We start from the raw sequence: 24138 nt of genomic DNA, 5'->3' as shown, positions 1-24138 counted from the left end.
CTACAGCCCTCCGGTAGCGAGCAATTGCTTCAGTTGCCTGATCTGATCCCTCTCTCCTGCAACAACGACGGTTGCTCCGGCCGCAAATACATACTCTGGCCCCGGATTAAATTGTTTGGTGCGGCTCCGCTCTACTACGGCGAGCACGACGGCACCCGTCGCCTGCCGGATATTCAGTTCTCCGATCGTTCTGCCTATGCTTGCCGAGTGCGGCTCGATTCGCAGCCATTCGATGAGCAGCCCCTCAAGCATGACTTCACGTTCGTTCTGGAACTGGGGTTTGTAGGTCATGCCGCCAATAATGGCCGCGACGGCGCGTGCTTCATCATCATCCAACGTTACGAGCGAAAGCATGTCGCCCAGCTCCTCCGGATGGTCCCCTGCTTCCATATGAAAGAGATCCCGCCGCTCGTCGTTATGCACGACGATGACCAAATGTTCGCCGCTGCGGGTATGAAGCCAATATTTCCTGCCGATGCCCGGCAGGTCCGTTTCCTTAAAGTGCATGGTCGACACCTCCAGCCGCCGGTGTATCCGGCACTGGGTCAGACATGCTGATCTGCGTGATCCGTATGCGCATGGAGCCCGATGGCGTGCTGACGGCCCTCACTTCTCCTTTCCGCCCCAGCAGCAATTGGTGGCCTACCGGGGACAAGAAGGAGATGCGCCCTTGGTCCGGATCGGCTTCATCCGGCATCGTAATCATGAAAGAGTCCGAAGTGTGAAAATCGATGTACTCAAAGCCCACGCTGCTGCCGATGAGAACCATCGAATCCAGCTCGCCATCCGGCTCCTGCAACAATTTCTCAACGCACTGCGTATACGCCTTCAACAGCCGCTCCATGTGGGTACGTTCCGGTTCGCGCACGTCAAAATAGGCGTCAAGAAACGCTCGTTTCTCTTCCCCCAGCGTAATCAGCTGCGCAACCAGCTTCTCTCTGCAATTTTGCACTTGAGACCTACGGTTCATAATAGATCTCACCTCCAATCCACGCCTTTCTCTCCACGTTGCTGCCCGAGTGTTGATTTTTCATGCTGCTTTTCCTCCTTTTTAGCATTAATGACCCCGGAATCCGTGGTCGTAATACCATCTTACCAAATTGAATATTTTAATCCAGCCTATTTCGTCTAACTTCAAGTTATCAACATAAAGTCATTTGCAATCATGAGATACCTTACATGTATCCTTGACATCGCATGACAGTTTCATAGAAGTTTTTAATTGCGTCATAAAAAACATTTTATGGGTTTTCATCTCGTATTTTTATGATCTTTACTGTATATTTAACTACAAACTTTTATGCGATTTATGCAAAGAGGGATTCGTATACTTTAACACCACAAAGGAGTGCTTCGAAAAAGTGTCTACGATTACTACTGCTTCAAACCAGTCCACTGCCGCCCAGTATGTTCAATCCGTATATGAATCGGTCATTGCCCGTAACCCGAATGAACCGGAATTCCACCAGGCCGTCAAGGAGATTCTGGACTCCCTTATTCCTGTCATTGAAGCTCATCCAAAATATATGAACCAGGCGCTGCTCGAGCAGCTCGTTGAGCCGGAACGCGTCATCACTTTCCGCGTACCTTGGGTCGATGACCAAGGCAAGGTACAGGTTAACCGCGGTTTCCGCGTGCAATTCAACAGCGCTATCGGACCTTACAAAGGCGGCCTTCGCTTCCATCCGTCGGTATATGCCGGCATCGTAAAGTTCCTCGGCTTTGAGCAAATTTTCAAAAATGCACTGACCGGCCTGCCGATCGGCGGCGGTAAAGGCGGCTCCGACTTCGATCCAAAAGGAAAATCGGATCAGGAAGTCATGCGCTTCACCCAAAGCTTCATGACCGAGCTGTACAAATACATCGGCTCCGATGCCGACGTTCCTGCAGGCGATATCGGCGTAGGCGCGAGAGAAATCGGATACATGTTCGGACAATACAAACGTATCCGCAGCGCTCATGAAGCCGGCGTTCTGACAGGCAAAGGCCTGTTGTACGGCGGAAGCCTTGCACGCAAAGAAGCAACGGGATACGGATGCGTATACTTCGTCAACGAAATGCTGCAATCCAAAGGCCTTAGCTTCAAAGACAGCACCGTGGTCGTTTCCGGTTCCGGTAACGTATCGATCTATGCGATCGAAAAAGCGCAAGAGCTGGGCGCCAAAGTTGTGGCATGCAGCGACTCGGGCGGTTACATCTATGATCCGGAAGGCATTAACCTCGATACGGTTAAACAGCTCAAAGAAGTGGATCGCCTGCGGATCAGCGAATACGTCAAAGCTCATCCACATGCAACGTATACGCCAGGATGCGAAGGCATCTGGTCCATTGCTTGCGACATCGCACTGCCTTGCGCAACGCAAAACGAGATTGATGAGCAAGCGGCAGAACAGCTCGTCAAAGGTGGCGTAAAAGCGATCGGCGAGGGCGCAAACATGCCTTCCACGCTGGCAGCCATCGACGTATTCCTGAAAGAAGGCGTTCTGTTCGGACCTGCAAAAGCAGCCAACGCAGGCGGCGTTGCCGTATCCGCGCTGGAAATGTCGCAGAACAGCATGCGTCTCTCCTGGTCCTTTGAAGAAGTGGATGCAAAGCTGCATGACATCATGCGCAACATCTATGCAAGCTGCGTAGACGCTGCGGATCGTTACGGCTGTCCAGGCAACCTTGTAGCCGGTGCCAACATCGCTGGCTTCCTCAAAGTCGCTGACGCCATGATCGCTCAAGGTATCGTGTAATCCGGACCTGACAACGGGGTGTACCGGGTTCATTTACAGCATAAGCCGTCTTTGCGGCCTGGGTCCATTAAGTGGCGGCCCTTAACCGACCGGCTCTGGTAACTCCCTCTGATCATACAAGAGGAGTATCCCTTATTGTCATGAAAATGGCATGGGATACTCCTTTTTGTGTGCATAACCGCACGTGCGATGACTCGAGTGACACGGAGGAAGAACAATCTGCCGAAAACCTCCACTGCACCGAATACTTCTCGTTCTTTCGCGACCCTCTGGCACATGTATGTAATGCCCCGTGCATACTTATAAAGTCTGTAACGAACCTGAGACGCCTTATTGCCCCCTATCTACGCTTGACCAAATTCTAACGAATCTCACGCACGTTATTTCAATGATTCGGGGCATCATTCCTCTTTTCACGTTCCTAAGGGTTTCTAATGTTCGTTAGCATTCCTAAGCCTCCAAAATAATAAGGTGTTTAAGATTCGTTAGCGCTCGAGCGGGTGAAGCTCAGGATTATCGTTGGCACTGCGGCATGAACATCGAGCACCTGCAACATTGAGCTCTGGTATGAGCATCCGGCATCATCAGCATTCGTATAGAACACCGAAGTGAGATTTGAGCACCAATATGAGCATCAAGCAACCGGCATTGGCAGCAGCAGCATTTCTCACCATCGCATAACAAAAGAGCGAATCATCCGGCAATTCTCGTCCGGTATCATTCGCTCTGATTTCATTCGCTCAATTCATCGCTGGATATTCTATTATAATGTAGAAACTCAATGACTTGGCTAGAGCACCTCAGTGCCCTTTTCAACTCAAAGTTACTTCACCGTCATCAATGCATCGCCAGGTTTAATGTCGCCCTGAGATTGAGCCTGAATATCGGTGAACATCGCCGTATTGGAGACGATGACGGAAGTGGTGGTATCCAATCCGGCTGCGGCGATGGCATCCAGGTCGAATTCGACCAGTTTGTCGCCCCGGCGCACCGTGTCGCCGTCTTTCACGAACGAGGTGAAATGTTGACCTTTCAGGCTGACGGTGTTAATGCCCACGTGAATCAGAATCTCCACGCCGTCTTCGGACAGAATGCCGATGGCATGTTTTGTTTTGAACATGGTCACGATGACGCCGTCGAACGGAGCGTATGCGACACCTTTGGCAGGCACAATTGCAGCACCTAGTCCCATGGCTCCGCTGGAGAAGGCCTCGTCCCCGACTTCAGTCAAAGGAATGAGTTTGCCTTCGAGCGGGCTGTATACGATTTTAACTTCGTTGGTACCTGTCGTCGTTTTTACTGCAGAAGCCGTGTTGCTAGGCGCAACGGTCGTGGATTCCGATTTGCCGTCGGAGCCTTCAGCCGATGCACTCGATGCAGATGCGGATGCCGCTGCTGGAGCATTTTTGTAACCAAAGAGGTAAGTCAGAATGAAAGCGGCCACAAATGCTACGACCAGCGACAGCAGGAAGCCGACAAAACCGCTATCCACGCCTTTTGGATTGATAAACAACGGAATACCGAACACTCCGCCGCTCGCAAATCCATAAGCCGTCGAGCCCAAGACACCCGCAACGGCTCCCGCGATTGCACTGGCGATGGAAGCCATGATGAAAGGTTTTTTGGTCGGGAGGGTAACCCCATAGATCGCCGGTTCGGTAACCCCCATCAGTCCGGCAATCGTGGAAGACATCGCGATCGGTTTCAAGCGTTTGTCACGGGTTTTGAGCGCAACCGCAAATGCCGCGCCCGTTTGTGCAAATGTCGTACAGAACAGCATGCCGTTAATCGGGTCAAATCCATTGGTCACGATGTTGTTGATCAGAATCGGAATGAATGCCCAGTGCAAGCCAAAAATGATGACCGTTTGCCAGATCCCCGCAAGAACCAGACCTGCAACAACCGGGCTCACTTCGTAAACCCACATGGCCCCTTTGGCCAAGAAATCACTAATCAAGGTAGCTACAGGTCCTACGGCCAGGAATACCACCGGCGTAACAATCGCCAGCGTGGCCAGCGGGACAAAGAACATTTTAATGGAAGAGGGCGAAATTTTCGTTACCCATTTCTCGAAAACAGCTGCAATGTATGCGGCGATAATAATCGGAATGACGGATGACGTATAGTTGATCAGAACAACCGGGATCGTCAGGAACGTCATGGCCGTTCCGTCCGTAAACGCAGCGGTCATCGTTGGATAAACGAGAGCCGCACCGATCGTTGCCGAAATGAACGGATTACCTCCGAATTTTTTACCTGCAGAGAAGCCGAGCAAAATCGGGAAGAAGTAGAACAACGCGTCCGCCGTCGCAAACAGGATTTTGTACGTGCTCATCTCTTCCGTCAACCAACCGAGCGTAACGAACAGAGCCAGCAATCCTTTTAAAATACCTGCTGCGGACAACACCCCTACGACAGGCATAAATACGCCGGAGATGACGTCCACGAAACGGCTGAATAACCCTTTTTTCTCACCCGCTGCTTCCGAATCGGCATTTGCCGCCATCGAATTGGTGCCACCCATTTGCTGTACGAGTGCTTCATACACTTTCGGCACTTCATTGCCGATGACTACCTGGAACTGACCGCCGCTCTCCACCACCGTAAGTACGCCGTCGATGTTTTTGATCTCTTCCTTGTTCGGGCTTTTCATATCTTTCAGGTTAAACCGGAGCCGGGTCACGCAGTGAACGACGTTATTGATGTTATCATTGCCTCCGACGGCGTCCAGAATTTCCTTGGCCGTTTTGCCATGGTTCATGGTAAATCCTCCTTTTGCGCAGGTGCCTTCATATAATGTGTTAATTCATATCAATTCAACCAAATAACGGGTGTGTATTTTACGTTGTTACCTGATTTTTACTCCCATTTTTTGATTCGCTTTCATGGAAAACGATGCAGCCATCGCGGCGCTGATGCCTCCGGCCAGCTTGCCAACGATCATGGCGGTGACCATCTCTTTGTTCATCCCCGCCACAAATCCAAGGTGTCCCCCCAGAACGAATGAGCCGCTGACCGCAAAAGCGATGCTGACGACTTTGCCGCGCGGGTTCATGTCCTTGACCAGGCGGAACGTCGGGATGTTATGCGCAAGCGCGGCGACAAGCCCGGCCGTCGTTGAAGCATCCAGATTAAACCATTTGCCTGCCCGCTCCAATGGAGCTTTACAGGTCCGGTTGATGACCTCCACCATCGGAAATGCGCCTGCGAGCACGATCGCGATCGTGCCTACGGTCATAATGCCTTCGGAAAAAGGCGCCATGTCGGGAACCAGCTCCCAACCGGTCAGCGTTTTGACGGCGATCGCCACCAGCCCGATCAGGGACAACAAGGTGATACCGCTTCCAAATATTTTAAACAACCTTACCGTCTGATTGGTGAAAAAGCGCAGACCCAGCATAATGAATATGGACAACATCACCGGAATGATCAGGTTTTTCAAAATGATCATGATGTCGATGCCGGCCGTCAATCCGCCGGCCAAACAGCCGATGGGAATGGTGCTGATGCCAATCAGAATGCCTTTGGCAAAGTACGGATGGTCCTTTTTCTCCACAATGCCCAGCGCAACCGGAATCGTAAATACCAGTGTCGGGCCAAACATCGTACCCAGCAGCACCCACGAAAACAGGGCCGCCTGCTCACTCTGGGCCATCTGTCCTGCCAGCGCATAACCGCCCATATCGACGGCCAAAATCGTATTGGCAAAGGAGGCAGGGTCGGCACCGATGGCTTCATACAGGGGAGAAATCAACGGAACCAGCAGGCTGGCCAGGAAGGGAGCCAATGAAACGATCCCTACCATAACCAGTGCCAACGTGCCCATCGCCATGATGCCTTCCGTGAACGCGTTTCCGAGTCCCCATCGGTTCCCGAACGCTTTGTCCGCAGCTCCCAGTACCAGAAAAAAGGCAATGACAATCATGACTAGATCATTGATGGACATGCTTAAGCCTCTTCATACAGCTTCACCTGATGGGTGGCTGCACTGTCATACGTATCGAACACCAGCTGCAGGGTCCGGAGATTATCCACCCCGCTGGTCTGGAATTCCTCGCCCGTGTTCAGGCAATCAATGAAATGGGACTGAAGTTTGCGATGGCTGTCCTCATAGTTCAATTCCGTATGCTCGGCGACCACCGTTTCCACGCCGGCATTGTCGATCAAGGTCAAGCGACCGGTATTGTACAATTTGATCGTTGCTATGTCGCCTTCGATGATCAGCTGCTCTTTATGATCCGGCAGGACCCGATCCGGCAGAGGTTCGCTCAGTTCGCGGCGCGTCGCCCAGCTCATATCCATCAAGCCGACATAATCGGAATATCCAAGCATCACCATGCCGCTGTCCTCGCCGACCGTGTGGCTGCTGACCTTTCTCGTTTCGGCATACAAGCGCTCCGGCTCGCCGAACAGGAACCGCCAAGTATCGAACCAGTGAACGCCCATCTCGTAGAACAGCAGACGAGGCATATCCCTGAAGAATGGCTGAGGCAGTTCGTTCTCGGGCGCAAAGCGCGGCGAGTAATAATCGGTATGAATATAGCGGATCGTATTCAACTGCCCTGCCGCTCCATCCACCAGCAATTGTTTGATCAGCTGGAATGGTTGCAGCCAGCGCCAGTTCTCGGTAACCATCAGGCGCACGCCAGCTTCCTCGGCAATGCGTACCATCTCCTGCGCTTCCTCGATTGAACGGGCAAACGGCTTCTGGCACATGATATGTTTGCCTGCCGCCGCTGCCAGCTTCACCAGCTCCAGATGTGTTTCCGGCGGCGTAATAATATCAAGCACGTCGATGTCGGCCTGCTCCAGCATCGCTTCCACATCCGTATAACGGATGTTTGCGGAGAGATCGAAACGATCCGCCTTGTCATTCAAGGTCGCTTCATTTCTGTCGCAAATCCCCGCAATTTCGGCATCGGCAATGAACTGCCAAGCCTTAATGTGTTTTTCCGACCAGTATCCCGTACCTACGATACCGATTTTCCACATACGTTCCACCTCTTTTACAAAATCAATCCCTGTCAGGGCTTAAGTCCTTCGATTCGGACTTCTCATCTTACTTCCGTGTACCCACAATGACGACGTCATGCTCGAAAGCATGCATCGGCAATACGCCGTATCCGTTCTCGCGCACGGCATCCGTTTGGGCGAAACGACGGTTCACCAAATCGATCGTCGTGAAGTCGTACTCTTCCACCGGGAAGTCGAGCTTTACTTTCGTGTTCACCGGCACGTACAGCACCACGGTATTTTCGTTGCCAGCAGCACGAATTTCGCGCGTCTTGTTCTGCACGATGTCCAGCGGTTGCAAGCCTACCAGGCCATAGTTTTCGAACAGGTACTTAATGAAGGAATAATCCCATGCTCCCTCAAAACGCAGAGCCGATCTCCAATCGTAAGGGCTGTCGAAGCCTTCTCCCTCCACGATGCCGAACGATTTTCCTTTTTTGTGCCAGCTCCAGATGCCATGCGCTCCGTACGTCACTCCGGCTCCTCCGCCAGCCAGCAAGCTTTGCCATGCAGCTTTGCGTGCATCCGCGGCAGAATAACGTCCGTACACGTTGCGGCTGTAACTGATTTGCTCGTAGCACGGCTCGCCGTTAATGACAGGACGAACAGGAGTTTTATTATAGAAATGCTCTGCAATTTCGTGAGCCATGTATTGGAACTCCGAGTTATGACCCGATTGGTACATATAAAAGTCAAGTCCCTCATGCTCCGTGAACAATTCGGGAATCTCCCGCAGCCTTCCCTGAATGTGGAGCGTCGTCACGCTTGCCGGGCTAATGCGTTTCACGATTTCCAATGCGGCCAGATAATACGCGTTCGCCTCATCGGAAGGAAAATCCGTGTCGCCGCTCACCAGATAGATCGGGTCATACTTCGAGAAACGCTGCACGACATGGGTGACATACGGTTCAACCGCTGCGATCGGCATCTTGGCATTTTTCTGCAGCGGCGTAGCCCATGTATCCGGCACATAGTTGCACCACAACAGGACAAGCGCAGGCGTGAATCCTCTCTCCGCGGCCATGCGCACCATTTGTTCGGCACGGGCGAAATACGCCTCGTTCAGTGCCGCATAGTCGTAAGATCCATCTTCTTGTAAATGAAAGGGTTCCCAATTGAGATCCGATCCGCTGGCGTCCCATTGACGAAGCACGTTCATCTGCAGCACGTTGAATCCCTGCATTTTGCGATAATCCAGGTATTCCTCCCACTCTTCCAGCGTAGCGTTCGTAAACGCGCTCCAGACCGTATCCGCCAGGTAAAACATCGGTTTGCCATGCTTCTCCAGCGTTCTTCCGTTTGCAGCAACCGTTATCGTCATTTCTTCTGCTCCTTTCGATTGAAGATCAGCTAAATGAATATGGATCAGAACTAAACAAACAAAAAAACATTAGATTAATAAACTAAACTATTAATTGTAATTTAACTTAAATTAATATAATTTCAGTTCCGAATGCAAAATGAATACGTTTTACAATTGCATATTAGCACTCAATTTATAAACAGTCAATGTTTTTTTCAGTTTTGTTTTTATATATTTTAGTTAAGTTTAGTTTAGTTGAAGGACTGAAAGTTTAGATGAAATCGTGGTATACTGAACATATGCATTTCATGGTAGGAGGTTGTACGTTGAAAATCGATGATATCGCGAGGCTTGCTGGCGTTTCCAAAGCAGCTGTGTCTCTTGCCTTTAACAATAAACCGGGTGTAAGCGAACAGACCCGCGAACATATACTGGACATTGCCCAGGCCCATGGCTACAAACCAAGAACGATCAAGACTGGCAGGGAGTCCCATAAATCGCATGCCAATGCTATTATTCGTTTCGTTGCCTGCAAAAATACAGATATCGTCACCGAGCATTACGATACGCTTCCGTTTTTTAACGAATTGATCCACCACATTACGGATCAGGTCAAACAGCATGGCAGCACGCTCGTCATCTCTTCGATTGACGTAAACGACCTGGAACAGGAGCTGCCTAATCTGGAAAAGGATCAGCCTACCGCCGGCCTGTTGGTGCTGGGAACCAACTTGACGCCGCCCATGATTGAACGGATTCAAGACATCCACCGAAATGTCGTCATTCTGGATACGTGTTTCGATCATTTGGATGCCAACTTTGTCTCCATCAACAACTCGCTTGGGGGATACCAGGCGGGCAAACATCTGATTGGATTGGGCCATCGCCGCATCGGCTATGTGAAATCCCGAGCTCGCATTTCCAATTTCACGAAACGGGAGGAAGGCTTCATGGCCGCGCTTGCCGAGCAGCAATTGAAGGTCGACGACGCGTTGACTTTCGAATTCGAACCGATGATGGTCATGCCGCAGGACCGGTTCCAGCAGTCCATCCGGGAGCTGAAGGAGCTGCCGAGCGCGATTTTCTGCGAAAACGACTATATGGCGATCAGCGTCGTCAAATCGCTGCAAAACGTGGGGCTTCGCGTCCCTGAGGACATTTCGGTCATGGGCTTCGACAACATCTTCGAGGCCAAAGTGATCAGCCCCGAACTGACGACCGTGCATGTCAAGAAAGACGCTTTGGCGCAAACCGCCGTAAGGCTGATGATGGACCCTCTGAATCAGACGGCCAATGTCGCGAGCAGAGCCCATATTTGCGTGAATACCGAAGTGGTCGAGCGCCGCTCGTGTGCCCGAGTAAGCCGTTAACTTAGCCACACCATTGATATTGATACGAACTAAAGGAAGTGTTCCCATTGTTGAATATCCGTTCCGCTACGAGCGGCAATCCGCATTTGGCGTCCGATTGCGAGCAATGTTTCGGCTTGTGCTGCGTGGCGCTGCCCTATGGCAAATCCTCCGATTTCGCCTTTGACAAACCGGGCGGCACGCCCTGCACCAATCTGGGACAGGATTATCGCTGCGGCATCCATGACCGGCTTCGGCAGAAAGGCTTCAAAGGATGTACGGTCTATGATTGCTTTGGCGCCGGGCAGAAGTTATCCCAAGAGACATACGCAGGCAAGGACTGGAGACAACATCCGGAACTGGCTGCGGAGATGTTCGACTGCCTGCCGGTCCTGAAACAGATTCACGAGATGCTCAGTTACGTGCGGGAAATGCTTCAGCTTCAGGACACCCGTTCTATTCATGCCGAGCTGCAGCACGCTTATGAAGAAACAGAGAAGCTGGCCAACCTGGAGCCTGCCGCAATGCTGCGGCTGGACCTGCCTGCCCATCGCTCTGTCGTGAACGACCTGCTGCTGCAAGCCAGCGAAATGGTCCGTGCCAAAGCCTATTCCGATGCAGGCGCAGGTGGTCATCGCTCGGGCTCCGGGAAAACCAAACGCAAAAAGCTCTCCGGTTGGGATTTCCTCGGTGCCAAGCTGAAGGGCGCCGACCTTCGCGGGACCAGCTTCCGCGGTGCACTTATGATCGCGGCGGATCTGCGAAATGCCGACATGCGAAGAACGGACCTGATCGGCGCGGATTTGCGCGATGCCGACCTGAGTCATGCCGATTTGCGGGAGAGCATTTTCCTTACCCAATCCCAGATCAATTCGGCCAAAGGCAGCCGGGAAACCAAGCTGCCGACACATCTGAAACACCCTGAACACTGGCTGAAGAGCAGCTAGGAGTCGGCTGTAGGCCGATCCTGATGTATCTTGCCGCTGGCGAAAAGATGGGACATCGGACCACGGAGATAGCCTCGCTTGGTACGGCTCGTCAGATGTGCCTCACACGAGTCCGGAGGACGCGTGCTGACGTTGCACAACATACGAGAGACACTCGCAAGTGGCAACATCTCCGTGGATGCTGCCACCCGTACGGCTCATGTTCACGTCATGGAAATTTTAACGAACCTGAGGCACCTTATTTAACCCTTTTTCGACCTCAAAAAAATCTAACGAACCCTAGACACGCTAATTCGCCGATATCTTGCCCATAATAACCCAAACATCCTAATTAAGATGTCTCAGGTTCGTAAGACGATCGACCATCGCCCAAACAACCTAATAAGGTGCATGAAGTTCGTCAGAGCGGGAACGTACCTCGCGTGCGAGTTATATTCGAGTGCGCCGAGGAACCTTTGAGCTCGATCCGAGGAAATTGAGCGACTACGCTAAATCCCTATAACACAAAAGGAGCAAACCTCACCCGGATATGCTTGTCCGGCAAGGTTCGCTCCTTTTTGATAGAGAGAAGTGCTTTTAGCAACTCATCCCTATACTTGTATGAATATTGACGATTACAGCAAGTCGCGACGAAGCTCGTCCGCGGATTTCGGGGACAGGTGGCCCAGCGGAATGTCAAATACCGTTTTGGCTCCCTTGTGTCCTTCGCCGCTCAAACGATGTGCCGCTCTCGCATATGCAACCAGAACGCTGGCCGTGAATTCGGGATTGCTGTCCAGCTTCAGACCAAACTCGATGATTTGCTTCGAGCCTGCTCCTGTAACTCCGCTGCGAATAACGAAACCGCCGTGCGGCATGCCTGCATGCTCGGATTTCAATTCTTCTTCGGAAATGAACGTTACCGTTGTATCGTAATCGGCAAAATAGTTCGGCATCGAAACGATCGTTTCACGAATCTCGTCGTGGTTCGCGCCTTCTTCGGCTACGACGAAACATTGTCTCAAATGTTTCTCGCGCGTAGCAAGCTCAGGCGTTTCGCCTGCGCGAATGCGATCGATGACTTCTTCTACCGGAACGGTGTATTGCACGCCGGCTTTGACGCCAGGTACGCGTCGGATCGCATCGGAGTGTCCTTGGCTTACGCCTTTGCCCCAGAACGTATACTCTTTGCCTTCAGGCAAAATGGATTGTGCCAACAGGCGGTTCATGGAGAACAGGCCCGGGTCCCAACCCGTAGAAATCACGCTGACATGTCCGCCTTGCTCTGCTGCCGCGTTTACAGCGTCATAGAACTCAGGGATTTTGGCATGCGTATCAAAGCTGTCCACCGTATTGAACAGACGCGCAATGACAGGTGTTTGCTCCGGAAGATCGGTAGCGGAACCGCCGCACAGAATCATGACATCGATTTTTCCGATGTATTGCTCGGCTGCGGAGATATGTTCGAAGTGAACAGCCGGACCCTCAGCAACCATTTGTTCCGGGTTACGGCGTGTAAATACTGCGATAAGCTCCATGTCCGGGTTTTGCGCGATGGCTTTCTCGACGCCTTTACCCAGGTTCCCATAACCTACAATCCCTACTCTTACCATTTGCGATCCTCTCCCTGTCTTCATCTATAGTTGCTTTGCTATGTAAATGGAACAAGTCCGATTACCGTTCAGTCCAAGGTTCGATTTACATACTATAAATATATAACATACCATGTGACTTGTCAGGTTTCCAGTTTAAATCGCCATTTTGCAGAAAAAAAATTTTCCGCGTTACCGGAGGAAAGGGTTAAGGCGGCATCGAGCATTCTTTTTCGCTGACAGGTGATATTTTGTTGGCCCAAGGTCGATCTGGCAAATAAAGGACCCTCATTCGTTATCAATGAAAAAGCCCTGAAACCCAAAACAGCCTCGATGCTGCCATGGACGCAGGACATGTTTCAACGTCAATCTTGTTCACCGCTTGTTCTTGCTTGTCATTAATGGAATACACTCCTTGCTCGCTTCATCACGGCAGCTTGCGCGCAGCTCCAGCTTCCCTTTATATGCTGCTGTCGCCGCGTATATTCAGCATTCGCAAAATTTCGTTTACAACCACATCCGGATGGCTGTTGTGCAAGCCATGATCTGCATTCGGGACAAAGACTTGCTTGCCCTTTCCGGACCAACCGGCAAAATCGGCTTGATCCTTTCTCCAGGCCATACTCTGATCGTCCGCATTCTCGGGATCTGCCGTCAGAATCGTCAGCGGAAACGAAAACTCCGTTCGCTCGGCCAGCACGCGCCTTGCATTGTTCTGGGCATTCCACATTTCTTCCATCATGTTTTCGTTATAAGCAAGCTTCAAGGTGGAGATGGTCGCCGCCTTTCGCATCGGCTCCGTTACCAAACCGGGATCGATGACCCACTGGCTCGTCATCTCGTCGGAATGAAGCAATGCACGGACCACGCCCGTTTTGATCAACGCGCGGGCCGAATCGAAATACCACTCGGGCATCTCCATCTCCTCGGTGCAGTAATAATTCGGGCTGCCTCCGTCGATCATGACGATGCCGGCGACTTCATCCGGATACATCTCCGCATACCGAATCACCTCCAGCGACCCGAGGGAGTGACCCACCATGATAAACGGCGGACGCTGTCCTGCCGACTTCAGCAATTGGTGAATCTCCCGGGTCATCGTATCGATGTCGCGCGGCGCATCCGTATAATCGCTGTAGCCATACCCGAACCGGTCATATACCGCAAGCTTTGCATACGGTCTTAGCCTTTCGTATAGCGGACTGAAATCGGCATAAGGATTCGGCGTTCCCCAGCCTGAAGCAAAAACAACCGTGGTTTTGCCCGTTCCTGTCGTGTACAGATGCATATTGCGTCCGTCAACTTCGTACAGCTTTCCCGGCGGAATGTAATCCCTCAAATCTTGCCTCGACTGATGCACTTCATAAATCATGCCGATCACGAGCAGAACGCCCATGGTCAAAATGAATCCGCCGAATAACTGCAAACCCCTTCCCAGCCATTTCCCCATGCTTTCCCTTCCCTTTACCCCATATTCGATGGTTTCTCTGTTGTCTCATCTTACCTAAAACAGGTCCGCTTCCGAAACATTCCAGGGTCCAGTTCGTTCCCCAACCAAAGTCCAGTTTCGATCTCATACCTTCACCCAACATACAAGCTCGACAAGTCATATGGTTCCAAGTCAAAACAAAAACCCGCAAATCTCCGGCGAACGGAAATCTGCGGGTTAAACGCATGAAATTCAGTTATGATGACATTATAGTCGAAGATTCAAACCTACCGGGCAATGATCGCTGCCCATAACGTGGCAGTCGATCCGGGCATCTTCAACCAATGGCAGCAGTTTGCCCGATACCAGGAAATAATCGATGCGCCATCCCACGTTGCGCTCACGCACCTTCGGCATGTACGACCACCAGCTATACACATCCGTACGATCCGGATATAAATGGCGGAAACTGTCCACGTATCCCGCTGCCAGCAAATCGGTCATCTTGCCGCGCTCCTCCAGCGTAAAACCGGAGTTGCCTTGGTTAGACTTCGGATTTTTCAGATCGATCTCCTGATGGGCCACATTCAAATCGCCGCACACGATGACAGGTTTGCGCTGTTCCAATTCCAGAATGTACGCCCGAAAACGATCCTCCCACTCCAATCGATAAGGCAGGCGGCTCAGATCGCGCTTGGCATTGGGCGTATACACGTTGATCAGGTAAAATGCCTCGAATTCCAGCGTAAGCATCCGTCCTTCCGGCTCGCTGTCTTCTTCCATGCCGTAACGGACGGAGAGCGGTTCAATCCGGGTGAACACGGCCGTGCCGGAATATCCTTTTTTGATGGCATAGTTCCAATACTGATGGACACCCTCACCCAGGTCCAGCTCGATCTGACCTTCTTGCAGCTTCGTCTCCTGGACGCAAAAAATGTCCGCTTGAACCTCGTTGTAATAATCCACGAATCCTTTATTGACGCAAGCCCGCAGGCCATTGACGTTCCATGATACCAATTTCATCGTTTTTTCCACTCCTCACGTCCCCCAATATAGCATGGGAGATTCGTAAGGACAAGGCCGAACATGACGATGATTCCGGACTCGTTATTCCAATGTATGATAAGCTTTTCGTTCTTCAAATCTCCTTTTAATGAATATATAACACTTCCTTCTTCCGCCACATTAGACTCTCCTTCATTTTGAGGATATAGCGCTACTTTTTTGGTAATTCCCCTTTTCGAGGAGTTGAAGAAGCAAAGGACCCATTATATAGAAACTACTGAATCTAAAGAGGACGGTTACCATGTCACTTTTCGTGTCCGTCAACCGGAAGAATGGCTGAGTTGGATTCTTGGGTGGGGGCATATGTGGTAGCCACTGAACCTGAATCATTCAAAAAACGAGTAAGAGAACAAATCGAGAAAATGAAAATACGCTACTGACATACTGTTGGCAATAGGAGGCTTGTATAATCAAGATATACAAACTGAAAGCGAGGTTATTTACATGACTTTGAAGATTGCAAATAGCCCATATAAAAAGGAGGACATTTCTTTATGTCAGCAATTGGACCCGACTTCATTTCACTTCAAGTGAGTAATCTTGAAGGCTCTGCGGAATTCTATCAAAACTATCTCGGACTGGTCCGCTCACAGGCGGGACCACCTCATGCTGTGGTTTTTGAAACAAAGCCTATTGCATTTGCTCTTCGTGATCTAATACCAGGAATTGAACTCGGCTCAAGTACTCGGCCTGGACTTGGTGTCGCTCTTTGGCTTCATGCCCCTGATACGCAAGAAATCCATGATAAACTTGTTGCAGCAGGTGTAAAGATTACATCTGCACCAATAGATGGACCATTCGGGCGAACCTTTACATTTGCCGACCCAGACGGTTATCTAGTTACTCTTCACAGTAAAGCCTGATACGCAAATCTATTGATATGCTCCCCATACGGTAGACAGGTGAAATAATAAACCCTGTTACTGTGAGGGGAGTTTTTTCATCCAAAAAAACCTTGACCGACTGGATCGTATTTCGGGAATCGCGGGCAAACGCAAGTCCTCCAAACACGTAAAGGCAACAAATATCTTCGATCCGCACTCATCGAAGCTTCTCACTCCATACGATGATCTGATCATGATCTCGGTGCCCAGTACAGGCGAATGCAGCTCTCAAAGAAAGGCAGCGTGCCGCTTTAACCTTCTCAAAAACCAAGAGGCGCAGCTTTTTTTTAAAAATCTTGTAAGCTGCGCCTAGCTTCGTTTTGTCTTTTTTAGAGTTACGCCATGAGTTAATTTTCAGGGTAGTTTAATAAGATAGATGGACGATATCGTCCGGGTCTGAACCAGCTGATCCCCATACTTCCCCATCAACACGATAACCACCGCCACTCCATTGAAGTAAGTAGTCTCCGGTACGCATTCCTTGTTCGAAACCTTCAAAAAGATTTATCCAATCCAAAGATTCCTCGGGAGCCATCGTTTTAACGAAATACAGTTTATTCGTATCTACGTGCGTTAAACTAACATTGACTTCATGGCTGCTGTTGTTCTTTATTAGAAGCTTTATATGTCCAACTCCCGGCTTTACGGAAAAAGGTTGCTGTACAACTGCGCCTCCAGAAGCAATATAATGCGAGGGTTTATTCTCTTCTTCACTTAAAGAATTAGTAAGGGGTGTACTTGCGGACTTGCTTGATAATAAACCAGACTTTGGATTAGACGTATTCTCTTCACTTGAGTTTGTTGAGTCACAGGCGGTTACGGTTGATGTTATTAAAAATAAAGATAAAATGGCAAAGAAAAGTCCCTTTTTATTCACAACCTGATCCCTCATATTCCCTTTTAGTTAATTATTGTAAAATCTTTAAGACGTTTCTCGTTATTAATAACGCTATCCGTCAACGAAAGTTACATCTTAAATTTATAATTGGCACTGAAATAGCCTGCCCGATTGTTGAACAAAAGCAGCCGATCACTTTGATCGGCTGCTTTCTTGGCTTTATTAAGCTCCAGTTTCCCCGTATTTTAATGATGTACATTCATCAAAGTGCTTTGCATCATGCTGTTAAACCATTGGGCACATCACAATTCGAACTTAAATCAGCAATCGGTATTCGCTTTCCTAAAGTGTATGTAAGTTTCTTAACTTAGCGTGAAAAAACCTTTTTTATCACACTCACTAATCCAGGAACAAGAAAAAAGATGCCAAAAAAGACAGTGAGTAAATTATATTGAGGCGTTTCGTAGAAATTAAACCATTCAGTGAAAATAGGAGTGTCAAGAATCCTTCCAAATATCGTTCCATTCGCATCTCTGTAGTTAAGTTTCCAACCTGTTGCTTCAGATGTGAGAAAGAATATTTGTGACAACAAAAACACACCAATAGAAGATACCCAATATCGTTTCAGAAATGGTACAGCATTTTGTTTCCTAGCCAAAGTAACCCCATCCTTATTTAGTACTATTTTCTTCACATTATAAAGTTTAATACGGATATTCAGGGATTAAGTTCCAAAATTGATGTATTAAATTGTTGAAAAATTAAGTTTAAATTGTAATTCAACAGATCCTTCTATTCCTTCTAACCTGTCCGTTAGTGAATAAAAGAAGCCGATCACTTTGATCCGCTGCTTTGTTGTTTTACTCAAACGTTTCCCGTTAGCTTAATACTTCCGCCTTTTTGCTTGTTCATACTCTAACCCGTAGTCCTATTTTATCAGATAGAGTGTCTACAATCCCGTTTCCGCGGACTTCTTACCAACTGGGGTGTAAGGTCAATGATTCATATAATGGGCATATAGTTGCTCGAAGGTTGTAAAACGTTCGACTTCTCTGCCGACCTTATCATACTCGACTAGATATTCATCCATCACTTCAAGGAACTTCTCTTTCATAACTGGTAAATCACTTGCATCAAAGTACTGCATAAGATCAAATTTCTTGGTTCCTTTCTCCACAGCCATTTCATCAAGATACCCTTGGGCTCCAAAGGCCGAAAGAAAGACATAGGAAGCATCGTTCGTTATAACGCTGTTCAACATTTTATTGCGGTAGTTGCACCATAATTCTTCGTATGTTCCCCTCAGATTATCAAAGGTCGGAACAGGTTTAACAATGAAGTTATCACTCATCGTGCGATGTAACTTCGTAACGCTTTTCAACATGTTAAAAGACGCTATACGGATATCTTCAATGGTATGAGCTTCGATGATTGACATGTATAAGGATTCGAGATCATCCGGAACATAGCGCAACGAGCGGATCTCTTCCAAATATCGCTTGATTCCTCTTTTGATGCATGTGTTATTCATACTGACCAAGGCATTGACCAGATTGTACAGAACGCCCGCAGATGCCTGTCGCACTGAACCGATATCTTCACCGAGCATCGTATCGCTGTATGCTTGCTTAGCCAGGTCGATCCATTTATTTGCTCGATGAAGACACGCTTCTCCGATCGGGTTCGAAAGTGCATCTAGCGCTTTTTGCCTGAAGTCGTTCAATTTTTCCAGATCCTCAGGCTTTGCATAGTAGAGTATTTGGAGCTCGGTTAGGCTCGATACGTCGGGACGCTCCAAGGTGGATTGCTGTTGTATTCTTGAATCCCATGGCGTGCAATAGATGTCATATCCGACGTCATCCAAGATGAAGCAATCGGATATTTCCCATCCCCTTTCTGTATGATTAATGATAATCAAATCAAGATCGCTCTTCTCATGAAAGTCCCCGGTGCTAAATGAACCCGTAAGCCCAATAATTGCGATATCGTCTAGAAAATCTCTTTTTGCGCGTTCGATCACCATGTTAATGAGCAGTTCATTTTTGGCCAGCAGCTTCTTCTTTATGATTTCGTTCATTCGGTACACCCCTTCGTATAATCCGGCCGTCCTTCATCACAACAACCTTAACTTGAGTCTATTGATTTAGAGGTGCGGTTACTATGTATAAGTTGATTTAATTCATCTTTGCACAAAATCCGCTAAACCGTCGATACGACGATTTAGCGGATTTCATCAGTTCTTTTTATAGACAATTTTCTTTATGCTTTCGCAGGACAAGAAATACCGGCCCGCCAACTCCTCTATCCTAACTCCATTGCGGAATAAGGATTTAATCTCGGCGTTTCGAGCAGATACCCTATTTTTGCTGTGAGTTTTCTCGCCCCATTTTAGGTGTGCCTCTTTGGGTTTTGGGATATAAACCAATTCGCCTTGAACGTATTCTTGAATGGTACGTAGCAATTCTTCCGGAAAAACAGACTCGGCTTTTGAATATTTCATGGGCCTCACTCCTTATTTAATCAATCAATAAGGTGCAAAGCCAGTTCGTAGAATATTACGATTCGTCGTTGGCAATGTGATTGTTCCTAAGCTCTATGCAAAGCATTGCCATATCCTTCACTGGCTTTGCATAGAGCGATGCATGTAAGAATCCTACCCCGATGGTTTTCAATATAGCTTCACCTCCATAGAAAATAGATAGCTGCTATATGCTTATTATATCAGAGCTTGTTGTTCAAGATGTGTTTTTGAGGCTGACACGATTGTCGCTATAACTCTTTGGTTTCATCCTCTTGGTTGTGTTGGGTTAGACAAAACTACAATCAGCCGGACATCCCAGGTTCTCGAAAACGGTACGTGCAGCAGCATCTACCGGGAGGAAAACTACAATTTGCGGATATAATCGGCTGCCTGCGGAAATCGAAACCTGTCTGTAGCGTATGGGAACAAGCTCTCCGGAGCTTTCCATCCTGGCCAGTATGGTTTGTGTATGATCCATCTTTGGCTCTGCATCCGGCACATTCAGAACTTCGTCCACGTTATATTTCTGGACTTTATCCAACAGCTTTTGATACCACGCATCATAACGCGAAAGCATGTGCTCCCTCTTAAAGGCGTGGATCCAGTTTATGGCATGCTCCTCCCACTGCTCAGTCGACGCTTTGTCAAAAGTGGAGCGGGGCCGGATCGGTAAACCGGAATTAAAATGAAAATCGATCCTATTCAATAAACCGTCATATGAACGGTCAAGAGGAATATCGAACAAATGACGAAACGGCTCATTTAACCCCTGAATGTCCTGTGTATGAGCTACGATCATGGCGGGAAAAGGAATGCTCCTCATCGTTTGCTGAGCCCACTCCAATGCACGCTCCAACGACCTCCCCTCCAATTCGGTCCGGATCGGAAGATAACCGGCCGCCAATAGCAAATCGTTTCGCTCGTCGGATGTACATTCAAGATATTCTGCAATATTGATAATCGTCTGACGAGCCGGGATACGGCGGGTACGTCCAACCAGCAAATTTTTATACGAAGGAAAAGCCTCGTCGTTCAACTCTTGTTGAGTAAATCGTTTCAAGGACGGGTGAGGCCGATCGGCAAGCTTTTGCTGGCGTTTGACCCGCAGCGCTTCAATTTCTCCCATTACGATTCGATGTCTGGAATTCTCCGCATCTATATCCATCCTCTCTTCCCTCCTCTTATGAAGTGTAGTTCTGCACTTGGGATGAAAATATATTTAAAGTATACTCCTCATTGAAATTGAAAGTCATTAAATGACACATAACGATACATGGAGGAGAAACGGATATGATTCGTACCATTGTAGTGGATCCGCTTGCCCCGTCACATTTGGCGCTCAAGGAAGTTGACGCCCCGGAGGCCAAGCCTTGGGAAGCACTTGTGCAAGTGAAGGCCTTCTCTCTCAATCGCGGTGAAGTGAGCGACGCTAAGCATCAGGAGACATCCAGCCGTCCCGGCTGGGATTTCGCCGGAATTGTCATCGAGCCGGCCAGGAGCGGCGCAGGTCCGCAAAAAGGGGCCAGGGTTGTCGGTTTGCTTCCCATGGGAGCCTGGAGCGAGCAAGTGGCTGCCCCCGTATCGATGCTGGCCGAAATTCCAGAAAAGCTCACTTTTACGGAGGCGGCTACCCTCCCCGTAGCAGGGCTTACGGCCCTTTATGCGCTCCGTAAAGGCGGCATGCTGCTCGGCAAACGCATTTTCATTACAGGCTCTACCGGCGGGGTTGGGCTATTCGCCCATCAGCTTGCAGCCCAATCCGGCGCATTTGTCGTAGGCACGGCAAGCACGGAGGAGAAAGCCAAGATTGTTCGGGAGGCCGGATCCGATGAAGTGATCATTGGATATTCCGCAATTTCTTCAGCCCATAAGTTCGGGCCGTACGATCTGATCATCGATTCAGTAGGCGGCAATACACTGGCGGCATTGCTGCCGCAGTTGGCGCCCCAAGGGGTTTGCGTTGCAGTAGGATTTTCCTCTTCGAATACCGCAACGCTCGACATGATGAATCTGGTGACCAGCGGAGGAAAAACCTTGTACAGCTTTTTTCTAGGTGAGGAACTCACTCGTCAATCCGTCGCGGACGATCTGAGTTTGCTGGCCCGGCTCGTCACAGACGAGCGGTTAGTCCCCCGGATCGAAGTCGAGGCGCCTTGGACCGAAATAGATACCGTTGCCCGTAATCTGCTGGAACGGAATTTCTCCGGCAAAGCGGTGCTTCATATAGGTTGATTAATACGTTTGCAACGATAATGCCAGAAATCTAAACATGCATCCGAAAAAAACGAGCAGCAGTATTCCCTGGCTCGCTTCGAGCAGAGAGTATCGCTGCTTTTGAATTTCATTGCTATACATGTCATTTTCTCTCCTGATCCTGCCCGTTGGCCAACCATGCCCCTCTCGGGGCACAGAATCATGAAAATTTCATGCCCTACGTCTATAGTATTCTTACTGCTTGCGAGGGAGGTCGATAACGTGTACAGTCTGTTCGCTCACCCTTCGTTTTATTGTCCAAAGGCATTCTGAAGTACCTCTCAGGCTGCGCAAGAGAATCTCTCATGTTTTAAATACACAAACGTTTACCTGCAACCTTTGCAGATCCAAGATTACTTTTTTTCTTCTTGCAAAGTGACTTCCCCGCCTACGAAACAGGGAATCTCAATATCATCGATGTCCACCATCTTATCCTGTTCTGCATCGTAATACTCCCCGAATAAAAATAGCGACTCATTTTTCCTACTCAATAAATAAGGGATAATTTTTTCACAAAATTCGGTAACACTTTGAAACATACTCCCTGGTGCAATCCCCGATTCATCGATAACTAACAATTCTTTGTGAACAATACGAGCAGGGTTGCGATTTAAATGGTACAGTTGAAAAGAGGTATCCTTGCGATACTCTTTATAAATCGGTATTTCTATCTTTTCTATGAAATCTCCATCCGTATAATTCAAGATCAACTTTGCGGTCATCTCCATTCTCCTTTTCGATCCGAATAACTCTCCAGTTTGTGAAACAGCGTATCTTGTTCCAAAGACTAATTTAACTCTGCTATTATACGATACAATATATTTTTGCTATCTTCATCCTTGGGTCGAGGTACTCTACCGTTTTGTTCGTAAACCTCTTTTTCCTCTAAAAGTTGTCTCGGGTGTAAGACATGGGCTGATATTCCGTTTAACATAAAGCTTTTTGATAACAACGAATCCTGTCGCCATACCCACTCTGGTAAGCCATTCATAATAATACTTCCATCATTAGTACTCGATATATAGCCAAATGTAATATCTACGCCATCTTTGCTAAAATCAGACTGTCTCCCGCGAAACTGCTCTCTCACAGAAATCTGTTCATCACCAGCTTCGACAAGAGCAAGCTCTAGCTGCTCTCTGTGCTGTATCCATGTTACCAAGTCTATATCGTCATGTGGACGGGTAACCTTTCCGAGTAAAAAATCGATTGCCCATCCACCGCGCAACCAGAATCTGCATTCAATAGTTGCACAAATTGCACTGGGTTGCTCTGTTACAACATTATCGTTCCCGAAGTTCATTCTCAGTCGGGGCTATGGAAGTGCCTACCGCAAAATCATAAGCTTAGAGTAAGAAAAAGATGTCCCCTTAGCTGCCAAACCACTGTAATATCAAAAAACTTAGCTTTACTACAAATGTTAAACCGAGTCATCATTCAGCGAACTTGCCCCGTTAGCAGAATGAATCGTTACCCATTCTTCTCTTAAAATTCCCATTCGAATGGAATCATAATAACTTCCATTGTAGAAACGAACCTTTCGAATTCGCGCTTCATTTTGCATCCCTAGTTTTTCACCAACTCGAATCATTCTTTCATTACCTGACCATGTAGTAAAACCTACACGAACAAGCGGCATTGTATTAAATAAATGATCCATCCATAATTTTAATGCACGTGTTCCATTTCCTTTCCCCCATGAACTGCTCTCATGAAATACAATTCCCATTTCAAGCCATTTCGAAGGCTCATGTTCCCAATAATAAGAAACCATACCTCGTACAATTCGATCTACTTCGATTACCCAAAGGTTTGGTTGGTTGATCCAGCTTTCACCGATAGGTAAAAATTCTTCATACGTTTTAGATTGATGCGGATAATAAGGAGCATCCCATCTTTTCCATTCAGGCGTTTCATCCTTATACACTAATTCCCAAATACGATAAAGATCAGTATGCTCAATTGGCCGAATTAACAAATTCTCATCATGGTACATATAAGTATGTTCCTCTTTTCAAATAATTTGGTTTATTGATTTCGATTGAAAAGAGTCAAAGGCAAACAAACTACTTTTCAATCACCTTTGTTACATATTTCATACGAATCATCTCCTTCGTTCTAAATTAGTAACATAATACTATAATACCAATGATATCATGTAATTCTTACCATTTATATTTATTGTGAAATTGGAATAAGAAAATTTCAGAACTTAATCATGAGTATT

Annotated in this window: 22 protein-coding genes; 5 read left to right on the top strand and 17 right to left on the bottom strand. The window is 48.4% G+C overall.

The genetic code is table 11. The features are described 5' to 3' along the window. Window positions 1-507: a cation:proton antiporter regulatory subunit gene (locus L6H98_RS13405; protein WP_236415730.1), complete on the bottom strand. Its 507-nt coding sequence runs from the start codon at window positions 505-507 to the stop codon at window positions 1-3. Beyond that, window positions 497-970, bottom strand: a complete 474-nt coding sequence (locus L6H98_RS13400) for a GreA/GreB family elongation factor (RefSeq protein ID WP_236415729.1) — start codon at window positions 968-970, stop codon at window positions 497-499. Before L6H98_RS13400 ends, L6H98_RS13405 begins: the two co-directional genes overlap by 11 nt. 391 nt (window positions 971-1361) lie before the next feature. Here L6H98_RS13400 and gdhA point away from each other — a divergent pair, with 391 nt between their 5' ends. Beyond that, window positions 1362-2738, top strand: a complete 1377-nt coding sequence (gene gdhA, locus L6H98_RS13395; protein WP_236415727.1) for an NADP-specific glutamate dehydrogenase — start codon at window positions 1362-1364, stop codon at window positions 2736-2738. A gap of 823 nt (window positions 2739-3561) precedes the next feature. Here gdhA and L6H98_RS13390 read toward each other — a convergent pair. The 4 genes from L6H98_RS13390 to L6H98_RS13375 form a co-directional block, all read right to left on the bottom strand. Beyond that, window positions 3562-5499, bottom strand: coding sequence for a beta-glucoside-specific PTS transporter subunit IIABC (locus L6H98_RS13390; RefSeq protein WP_236415725.1), 1938 nt, complete (start codon window positions 5497-5499; stop codon window positions 3562-3564). An 87-nt stretch (window positions 5500-5586) separates the two neighbouring features. Continuing rightward, window positions 5587-6684 (bottom strand): ethanolamine utilization protein EutH, encoded by a 1098-nt coding sequence (gene eutH / locus L6H98_RS13385; protein ID WP_236415723.1) that lies wholly within the window; start codon window positions 6682-6684, stop codon window positions 5587-5589. A 2-nt stretch (window positions 6685-6686) separates the two neighbouring features. Further along, the gene (locus L6H98_RS13380; RefSeq protein WP_236415721.1) at window positions 6687-7730 is read right to left on the bottom strand and encodes a Gfo/Idh/MocA family oxidoreductase; all 1044 of its coding nucleotides are present in this window, start codon (window positions 7728-7730) and stop codon (window positions 6687-6689) included. 67 nt (window positions 7731-7797) lie between these two features. Beyond that, window positions 7798-9072, bottom strand: coding sequence for a DUF4038 domain-containing protein (locus L6H98_RS13375; protein WP_236415719.1), 1275 nt, complete (start codon window positions 9070-9072; stop codon window positions 7798-7800). Window positions 9073-9380: 308 nt separating this feature from the next. Here L6H98_RS13375 and L6H98_RS13370 point away from each other — a divergent pair, with 308 nt between their 5' ends. Then, on the top strand, window positions 9381-10424 hold the full coding sequence (locus L6H98_RS13370; protein WP_236415717.1) for a LacI family DNA-binding transcriptional regulator: 1044 nt from the start codon (window positions 9381-9383) through the stop codon (window positions 10422-10424). 47 nt (window positions 10425-10471) lie between these two features. Beyond that, a complete protein-coding gene (locus tag L6H98_RS13365) occupies window positions 10472-11350 on the top strand; it encodes a pentapeptide repeat-containing protein (protein ID WP_236415716.1) in 879 nt (292 codons plus the stop codon). Between the two features lie 614 nt (window positions 11351-11964). Here the strand turns inward: L6H98_RS13365 and L6H98_RS13360 are convergent. From L6H98_RS13360 to L6H98_RS13350, 3 genes are all read right to left on the bottom strand, one after another. After that, window positions 11965-12942, bottom strand: coding sequence for a diaminopimelate dehydrogenase (locus L6H98_RS13360; RefSeq protein ID WP_236415715.1), 978 nt, complete (start codon window positions 12940-12942; stop codon window positions 11965-11967). A 439-nt stretch (window positions 12943-13381) separates the two neighbouring features. Beyond that, entirely contained in the window at window positions 13382-14371 is a 990-nt protein-coding gene (locus tag L6H98_RS13355) for an alpha/beta hydrolase (RefSeq protein ID WP_236415714.1), read from the bottom strand. A 246-nt stretch (window positions 14372-14617) separates the two neighbouring features. Further along, complete coding sequence (locus L6H98_RS13350) at window positions 14618-15373, bottom strand: exodeoxyribonuclease III (protein WP_236415713.1); 756 nt, start codon at window positions 15371-15373, stop codon at window positions 14618-14620. Window positions 15374-15909: 536 nt separating this feature from the next. Here L6H98_RS13350 and L6H98_RS13345 point away from each other — a divergent pair. Then, entirely contained in the window at window positions 15910-16278 is a 369-nt protein-coding gene (locus tag L6H98_RS13345) for a VOC family protein (RefSeq protein ID WP_236415712.1), read from the top strand. 385 nt (window positions 16279-16663) lie between these two features. On the opposite strand, the gene L6H98_RS13340 is transcribed toward L6H98_RS13345, so the two are convergent. From L6H98_RS13340 to L6H98_RS13320, 5 genes are all read right to left on the bottom strand, one after another. Then, window positions 16664-17176: a pilus assembly protein gene (locus tag L6H98_RS13340; protein ID WP_236415711.1), complete on the bottom strand. Its 513-nt coding sequence runs from the start codon at window positions 17174-17176 to the stop codon at window positions 16664-16666. A 328-nt stretch (window positions 17177-17504) separates the two neighbouring features. Further along, on the bottom strand, window positions 17505-17795 hold the full coding sequence (locus L6H98_RS13335; protein WP_236415710.1) for a YfzA family protein: 291 nt from the start codon (window positions 17793-17795) through the stop codon (window positions 17505-17507). Between the two features lie 336 nt (window positions 17796-18131). Continuing rightward, window positions 18132-19214 carry a nucleotidyltransferase domain-containing protein gene (locus L6H98_RS13330; protein WP_236415709.1) on the bottom strand — a complete coding sequence of 361 codons (1083 nt, stop codon included), beginning with the start codon at window positions 19212-19214 and terminating at the stop codon, window positions 18132-18134. 156 nt (window positions 19215-19370) lie between these two features. Next, window positions 19371-19637 carry a CD3324 family protein gene (locus L6H98_RS13325; RefSeq protein WP_236415708.1) on the bottom strand — a complete coding sequence of 89 codons (267 nt, stop codon included), beginning with the start codon at window positions 19635-19637 and terminating at the stop codon, window positions 19371-19373. Window positions 19638-19944: 307 nt separating this feature from the next. Next, on the bottom strand, window positions 19945-20823 hold the full coding sequence (locus L6H98_RS13320; protein ID WP_236415707.1) for a hypothetical protein: 879 nt from the start codon (window positions 20821-20823) through the stop codon (window positions 19945-19947). 125 nt (window positions 20824-20948) lie between these two features. Here L6H98_RS13320 and L6H98_RS13315 point away from each other — a divergent pair, with 125 nt between their 5' ends. After that, window positions 20949-21890, top strand: coding sequence for a zinc-binding dehydrogenase (locus L6H98_RS13315; RefSeq protein WP_236415706.1), 942 nt, complete (start codon window positions 20949-20951; stop codon window positions 21888-21890). Between the two features lie 374 nt (window positions 21891-22264). Here the strand turns inward: L6H98_RS13315 and L6H98_RS13310 are convergent, their stop codons facing one another. The 3 genes from L6H98_RS13310 to L6H98_RS13295 form a co-directional block, all read right to left on the bottom strand. Further along, window positions 22265-22633 carry a hypothetical protein gene (locus L6H98_RS13310; RefSeq protein WP_236415704.1) on the bottom strand — a complete coding sequence of 123 codons (369 nt, stop codon included), beginning with the start codon at window positions 22631-22633 and terminating at the stop codon, window positions 22265-22267. A 65-nt stretch (window positions 22634-22698) separates the two neighbouring features. Next, window positions 22699-23214, bottom strand: coding sequence for a hypothetical protein (locus tag L6H98_RS13305; RefSeq protein WP_290371447.1), 516 nt, complete (start codon window positions 23212-23214; stop codon window positions 22699-22701). A 117-nt stretch (window positions 23215-23331) separates the two neighbouring features. Next, complete coding sequence (locus L6H98_RS13295) at window positions 23332-23907, bottom strand: GNAT family protein (protein ID WP_236415702.1); 576 nt, start codon at window positions 23905-23907, stop codon at window positions 23332-23334. Window positions 23908-24138 lie beyond the last annotated feature (231 nt).

The organism is Paenibacillus sp. JJ-223, from assembly GCF_927798175.1.
GTDB lineage: Bacteria > Bacillota > Bacilli > Paenibacillales > Paenibacillaceae > Paenibacillus > Paenibacillus hubeiensis.
Note: the sequence above shows the minus strand (reverse complement) of the source record. Positions and strands in the feature narration are given on the sequence as shown.